The organism is Pseudomonas sp. Sample_10, from assembly GCF_004321495.1.
Lineage (GTDB): Bacteria > Pseudomonadota > Gammaproteobacteria > Pseudomonadales > Pseudomonadaceae > Aquipseudomonas.
Genome location: NZ_RCOE01000266.1, coordinates 1 through 7,238 on the forward strand (window position 1 = coordinate 1; position 7,238 = coordinate 7,238).

A 7,238-nucleotide genomic window follows, 5' to 3' on the forward strand; every position below is an offset into this window, starting at 1 on the left:
TGCCGGAAAGCGTTGGCGTCGAACTCACGGGCAAACTGCAACCGGGCATCACCGCGACCGATATGGTGCTGGCGCTGACCGAGTTCCTGCGCAAGCAAAAAGTGGTCGGTGCCTGGCTGGAGTTCTTCGGTGAAGGCGCTTCCGCGCTGACCCTCGGCGACCGCGCGACCATCTCCAACATGGCCCCGGAGTACGGCGCCACGGCGGCGATGTTCTACATCGACCAGCAGACCATCGACTACCTCAAGCTCACCGGTCGTGAAGACGAGCAGGTGCAGTTGGTCGAGAACTACGCCAAGACCACCGGCCTGTGGGCCGACAGCCTCAAAGGCGCGCAATATGAGCGCGGCCTGACTTTCGATCTGTCTTCGGTGGTGCGCAACATGGCCGGCCCGAGCAACCCGCACGCCCGGGTGGCGGTGTCGGACCTGGCCGCCAAAGGCATCTCCGGTAAATGGGAGGATGTGCCAGGCCAGATGCCGGACGGCGCGGTGATCATCGCCGCCATCACCAGCTGCACCAACACCAGTAACCCGCGCAACGTGATCGCCGCTGGCTTGCTGGCGCGCAACGCCAACAAGCTCGGCTTGACCCGCAAGCCGTGGGTCAAGTCGTCCCTGGCGCCGGGTTCGAAAACCGTGGCCCTGTACCTCGACGAAGCCGGCCTGACCGATGAGCTGGAACAACTCGGGTTTGGCGTCGTGGCCTTCGCTTGCACCACCTGCAACGGTATGTCCGGTGCACTGGACCCGGTGATCCAGCAAGAGATCATCGATCGCGATCTGTACGCCACGGCAGTGTTGTCCGGCAACCGTAACTTCGACGGTCGGATTCACCCGTACGCCAAGCAGGCATTTCTCGCTTCGCCGCCGTTGGTGGTTGCGTATGCGATTGCCGGCACCATCCGTTTCGACATCGAGAAGGACGTGCTGGGCGTGGTCGACGGCAAGGAAATCCGCCTCAAGGATATCTGGCCGAGCGACGAAGAAATCGACGCCGTGGTGAAAGCCTCGGTGAAGCCGGAACAGTTCCGCCAGGTCTACATCCCGATGTTCGCCATCCACGAAGACACCGGCCCGAAAGTCGCGCCGTTGTACGAGTGGCGCGAAATGAGCACCTACATCCGTCGTCCGCCGTACTGGGAAGGCGCACTGGCCGGCGCGCGTCCGCTCAAGGGCATGCGTCCGCTGGCGGTGCTGCCAGACAACATCACCACCGATCACCTGTCGCCTTCCAACGCCATCATGCTCGACAGCGCCGCCGGCGAATACCTGGCAAAAATGGGCCTGCCGGAGGAGGACTTCAACTCTTACGCAACGCACCGTGGCGACCACCTGACCGCGCAGCGGGCCACGTTCGCCAACCCGAAACTGTTCAACGAAATGGTTGTGGAAAACGGCAAGGTCAAGCAGGGGTCGCTGGCCCGCGTCGAGCCGGAAGGCAAAGTGATGCGCATGTGGGAAGCGATTGAAACCTACATGGATCGCAAGCAGCCGCTGATCATCATTGCCGGTGCCGACTACGGTCAGGGTTCGTCCCGTGACTGGGCGGCGAAGGGCGTGCGCCTGGCCGGTGTCGAAGCGATTGCCGCCGAAGGTTTCGAGCGCATCCACCGCACCAACCTGGTGGGCATGGGCGTGTTGCCGCTGGAGTTCAAGCCTGGCACCAACCGCCACACCCTGGCCATCGACGGCAGCGAAACCTATGACGTGATTGGCGATCGCACGCCACGCGCCGAGCTGACGCTGGTGATCCATCGCAAGAATGGCGAGCGCGTCGATGTGCCGGTGACTTGCCGTCTGGACACCGCCGAAGAAGTGTCGATCTACGAGGCGGGCGGCGTGTTGCAACGCTTCGCCCAGGACTTCCTCGAAGAGTCGGCAGTAGCCGTCTAACACAGGCTGTACCGACACGGGACTTTGAGTCCCGTGTCCGTTTTCAAGCTAAGGAGTAAGCAACACCATGGCTCATGCACCGCAAATCAAGATTCCCGCGACCTACATGCGCGGCGGCACCAGCAAAGGCGTGTTTTTCAGCCTGAAGGATTTGCCTGAAGCGGCCCAGGTTCCAGGCCCGGCCCGCGATGCGTTGCTGCTGCGGGTGATCGGCAGCCCCGACCCGTACGACAAGCAAATCGACGGCATGGGCGGCGCCACCTCCAGCACCAGCAAAACCGTGATCCTGTCGAAAAGCACCAAGGCTGATCACGATGTCGACTACCTGTTCGGTCAAGTCTCCATCGACAAGCCATTCGTGGACTGGAGCGGCAACTGCGGCAACCTGTCGGCAGCGGTCGGTTCGTTCGCGGTCAGCAACGGTCTGGTCGATGCCAGCCGCATTCCGCACAACGGCGTTGCCGTGGTTCGCGTATGGCAGGCCAACATCGGCAAGACCATCATCGCTCATGTGCCGATCACCGATGGTGAAGTGCAGGAAACCGGCGATTTCGAACTCGACGGCGTGACCTTTCCGGCGGCGGAAGTGCAGATCGAATTCCTCGATCCGGCAGCGGACGAAGAGGGCGCTGGCGGTTCGATGTTCCCTACCGGCAACCTGGTGGACGACCTCGAAGTACCCGGTGTAGGTACGTTCAAGGCGACCATGATCAACGCCGGCATCCCGACGATTTTCGTCAACGCCGAAGACATCGGCTACAAGGGCACCGAGCTGCAAGGCGCGATCAACGGTGATCCGAAAGCCTTGCTGATGTTCGAAACCATCCGCGCTTATGGCGCACTGCGCATGGGCCTGATTGCCAACGTCGACGAAGCGGCCAAGCGGCAGCACACGCCGAAAGTGGCCTTCGTGGCCAAGCCGGCGGACTATGTTTCGTCCAGCGGCAAAGCGATTGCGGCAGGCGATGTCGACCTGTTGGTGCGTGCGCTGTCCATGGGCAAACTGCACCACGCAATGATGGGCACGGCGGCAGTCGCCATTGGCACGGCGGCAGCGATTACCGGCACCCTGGTTAACCTCGCGGCGGGCGGTATCGAACGCAACGCGGTGCGCTTCGGTCATCCGTCGGGCACCTTGCGTGTCGGCGCCGAAGCCAGCCAGGTCAACGGTGAATGGACGGTGAACAAAGCGATCATGAGCCGCAGTGCGCGGGTGTTGATGGAAGGCTTCGTCCGCGTGCCGGGCGATTCTTTCTGACCAAATCCTATCCCCTGTAGGAGCCAGGCTTGCCGGCGAAGGCGCCCGCAAGATCGCCTTCGCCTGTAGGAGCCGAGCTTGCTCGCGATGAGGCCATAACATTCAACATCAGTGTTGCCTGATGCACCGCTATCGCGAGCAAGCTTGGCTCCTACAGAGGTTCACGTTTCGACAAAAAGAAAAGTCAGCCCTGAACCGAGGTCCCATCAACGAACCACTTGCAGAGTGAATCGAACATGAGTGCCAACGTCGACCTGAACAACCGCCCTGAGTACGACAAGGTCCTGCAGGACATTGCCGATTACGTTCTCGACTACAAGATCGAATCCGAAGAAGCGCTGGATACCGCCCGCAACTGCCTGATCGACACCTTGGGTTGCGGTCTGCTGGCCTTGCGTTTTCCCGAGTGCACCAAGCATCTGGGGCCTGTGGTTGAAGGCACCGTCGTGCCGTTCGGTGCACGTGTGCCGGGCACCAGTTATCGGCTCGATCCGGTGAAGGCGGCGTGGGATATCGGCTGCATCGTGCGCTGGCTCGATTACAACGACACCTGGCTTGCGGCGGAATGGGGGCATCCGTCGGACAACCTCGGCGGGATTCTTGCGGTGGCTGATCATTTATCACAAAAGCGCCTGGCCAATGGCGAAGCGCCGCTGACCGTACGCACTGTGCTTGAATCGATGATCCTGGCCCACGAGATTCAAGGCGTAATCGCCCTGGAAAACTCATTCAACCGTGTCGGTCTCGATCACGTCATTCTGGTGAAAGTCGCCTCCACCGCGGTCACCGCCAAATTGATGGGGGCCAATCGCGAACAGTTGTTGTCGGCGTTGTCACACGCCTTTGCCGACGGCCAGGCACTGCGTACCTACCGGCATGCGCCGAATGCCGGTTCGCGTAAATCCTGGGCGGCGGGTGATGCGTCGAGTCGCGGCGTACGCCTGGCAGACATGGCGATGCGCGGCGAGATGGGCATTCCAGGCGTCCTGAGTGCCAGGCAGTGGGGTTTTTACGACGTTTTGTTCAGCCACACCAACAGCGATCTGGCGCTCAAGCCTGAGGAAAAACGGGCCTTCAGTTTCTCGCGGGCGTACGGCAGTTATGTGATGGAAAACGTGTTGTTCAAGATCAGTTTCCCCGCCGAGTTCCATGCGCAAACGGCGTGTGAAGCAGCCGTCAGCTTGCATCCGCAGGTGCGCAATCGCCTGCACGAAATCAACAGGATCGTGATCACCACCCAGGAATCGGCGATTCGCATCATTTCCAAGGTCGGCCCGCTGGCCAACGCCGCTGACCGCGATCATTGCATCCAATACATGACCGCTGTGCCGTTGGCCTTCGGCAAGCTGGTGGCCGAGTATTACGAAGACGATTTCCACAAGGCACATCCGATCATCGATGTGTTGCGCGACAAGATGGTGATCGTTGAGGAACCGCGTTTCACCCGTGAATACCTGGAGGCCGACAAGCGCTCCATTGCCAACGCGGTCCAGGTGTTTTTCAAGGATGGTTCAAGCACGGAGAACGTCGTGGTGGAGTACCCGATCGGCCATCGTCGGCGCCGGGTCGAAGGCATTCCGTTGCTGGAGGACAAGTTCAGGGCGAACTTGCTGACACGGTTCAGCGGGCAGCGCAGTGAAGAGATTTTTCAGTTGTGCAAGGAACAGGCGCGGCTTGAGGCGACGCCCGTCAATCGGTTTGTGGATTTATTTGTGATCTAGGGCGAGCGCGTTATCGTTCAATCGCCAGCAGGCTGGCTCCCACAGTGTTTTTGTGTTCACCGCAGTACCAATGTGGGAGCCAGCCTGCTGGCGATGAGGCCGAAGCAGGCAACCGAGAGTTACTTGAACCGCCGCTCGACGCCTTTCTCCACGAGAATCTTCGCGGAGATTTCTTCCACCGAAAAATGCGTGGAATTGATGTGCGGGATGTTCTCGCGGCGAAACAGGTTTTCCACCTCGCGTACTTCGAACTCGCACTGAGCGTAGCTCGAATAACGGCTGTTGGGCTTGCGCTCGTTGCGGATGGCGGTGAGGCGGTCCGGGTCGATGGTCAGGCCGAACAGCTTGTGTTGGTGGGCGCGCAGGGCGGACGGCAGTTGCAGGCGCTCCATGTCGTCTTCGGTCAGCGGGTAGTTGGCCGCGCGGATGCCGAATTGCATCGCCATGTACAGGCACGTCGGCGTCTTACCACATCGCGACACGCCCACTAGTATCAGGTCGGCCTTGTCGTAATAGTGCGTGCGGGCGCCGTCGTCGTTGTCGAGGGCGAAGTTAACGGCCTCGATACGCTCCATGTAATTGGTGTTGGCGCCGATGGAGTGGGACTTGCCCACGGTGTAGGAAGAATGCTCGGTCAGTTCCTGTTCAAGCGGCGCCAGGAACGTCGAGAAAATGTCGATCATGAAACCATTGGAAGTCGCGAGGATCTCACGAATGTCCTGATTGACGATGGTGTCGAAGATAATCGGACGAAAGCCGTCGGTTTCGGCGGCTTTGTTGATTTGTTGTACCATGGCCCGCGCTTTGTCCACGTTGTCGATGTACGGCCGCGTGACTTTGCTGAAGGTAATGTTTTCGAACTGCGCCAGGAGGCTCTGGCCGAGGGTTTCGGCGGTAATGCCCGTGCCATCGGAGATAAAGAAAGCAGATCGTTTCATTTGCACCTTGGGCCTTAAGCTAGTGACGAATCTTGGATATGATAGGCGCGATTTGCCGGCCGCCATTGGCCCGCATTCTCACTTATTTTCCAGGTCCAGGCCATACAACCGGCCAAGGCTCCCCCGGGCCGCCGGTTTCTGAGCTTTTCCAACACAGTTAGTGGAGAGATCACCTTGGTAGAGTACGTAGTTTCCCTCGATAAGCTCGGCGTCCATGATGTAGAGCATGTGGGGGGCAAGAACGCATCCCTGGGCGAGATGATCAGCAACCTTGCTGGTGCCGGCGTATCGGTGCCCGGTGGCTTCGCCACGACCGCTCAGGCATATCGTGATTTCCTGGAACTGAGCGGCCTGAACCAGCAGATTCATGATGCGCTCGATGCCCTGGACGTCGACGACGTGAACGCCCTGGCCAAGACCGGCGCCCAGATCCGTCAATGGATCATGGAAGCCGAATTCCCTGAGAAGCTGAACGCCGAAATCCGCACCGCGTTCGCCACGCTGTCCGCCGGCAACCCTGACATGGCCGTGGCCGTGCGTTCTTCGGCTACCGCCGAAGACTTGCCGGACGCGTCCTTCGCCGGCCAGCAGGAAACCTTCCTGAACATCCGTGGTGTCGAAAACGTCATTCGCGCCGCCAAAGAGGTGTTCGCTTCGCTGTTCAACGACCGCGCCATTTCCTACCGCGTACACCAGGGCTTCGACCACAAACTGGTCGCCCTGTCGGCCGGCGTTCAGCGCATGGTCCGCTCGGAAACCGGCACCGCCGGCGTGATGTTCACCCTCGATACCGAGTCAGGCTTCCGTGACGTGGTGTTCATCACCGGCGCCTACGGCCTGGGTGAAACCGTGGTGCAAGGCGCAGTGAACCCGGATGAGTTCTACGTTCACAAAGGCACGCTGGCCGCCGGTCGTCCGGCGATCCTGCGCCGCAACCTGGGCAGCAAGGCCATCAAGATGATCTACGGCGACGAGGCCAAGGCCGGTCGTTCGGTCAAGACCGTCGATGTCGACAAGGCTGACCGCGCACGTTTCTGCCTGACCGACGCTGAAGTCAGCGAGCTGGCCAAGCAAGCGATGATCATCGAGAAGCACTACCAGTGCCCGATGGACATCGAATGGGCCAAGGATGGTGACGACGGCAAGCTGTACATCGTGCAGGCCCGTCCGGAAACCGTGAAGAGCCGCACCCAGGCCAACGTCATGGAGCGTTACCTGCTGAAAGAAACCGGCACCGTGCTGGTTGAGGGCCGTGCCATCGGTCAGCGCATCGGCGCCGGCAAGGTCCGCATCATCAAGGACGTGTCCGAGATGGACAAGGTCCAGCCAGGCGACGTACTGGTGTCCGACATGACCGACCCGGACTGGGAACCGGTCATGAAGCGCGCCAGCGCCATCGTCACCAACCGTGGCGGCCGTACCTGCC

General features: G+C 60.6%; 5 protein-coding genes. 4 read left to right on the forward strand and 1 reads right to left on the reverse strand.

Going from position 1 to position 7,238, the window contains the following annotated elements; translation table 11 throughout:
* The 3 genes from acnA to prpD form a co-directional block, all read left to right on the forward strand.
* Window positions 1-1,895: aconitate hydratase AcnA (gene acnA / locus D8U18_RS25475; protein WP_131108865.1), on the forward strand; the 1,895-nt coding region annotated here is incomplete at its 5' end.
* A 67-nt stretch (window positions 1,896-1,962) separates the two neighbouring features.
* Window positions 1,963-3,153, forward strand: coding sequence for a 2-methylaconitate cis-trans isomerase PrpF (prpF, locus tag D8U18_RS25480; protein WP_130932326.1), 1,191 nt, complete (start codon window positions 1,963-1,965; stop codon window positions 3,151-3,153).
* 236 nt (window positions 3,154-3,389) lie between these two features.
* A complete protein-coding gene (gene prpD / locus D8U18_RS25485; protein ID WP_131108867.1) occupies window positions 3,390-4,874 on the forward strand; it encodes a 2-methylcitrate dehydratase in 1,485 nt (494 codons plus the stop codon).
* A 119-nt stretch (window positions 4,875-4,993) separates the two neighbouring features.
* Here prpD and D8U18_RS25490 read toward each other — a convergent pair whose 3' ends face one another.
* Window positions 4,994-5,812 carry a pyruvate, water dikinase regulatory protein gene (locus D8U18_RS25490; RefSeq protein ID WP_056856958.1) on the reverse strand — a complete coding sequence of 273 codons (819 nt, stop codon included), beginning with the start codon at window positions 5,810-5,812 and terminating at the stop codon, window positions 4,994-4,996.
* A 174-nt stretch (window positions 5,813-5,986) separates the two neighbouring features.
* On the opposite strand from D8U18_RS25490, the gene ppsA reads away from it, so the two are divergent.
* The coding region (gene ppsA, locus D8U18_RS25495; RefSeq protein ID WP_131108869.1) for a phosphoenolpyruvate synthase at window positions 5,987-7,238 on the forward strand (1,252 nt) is incomplete at its 3' end.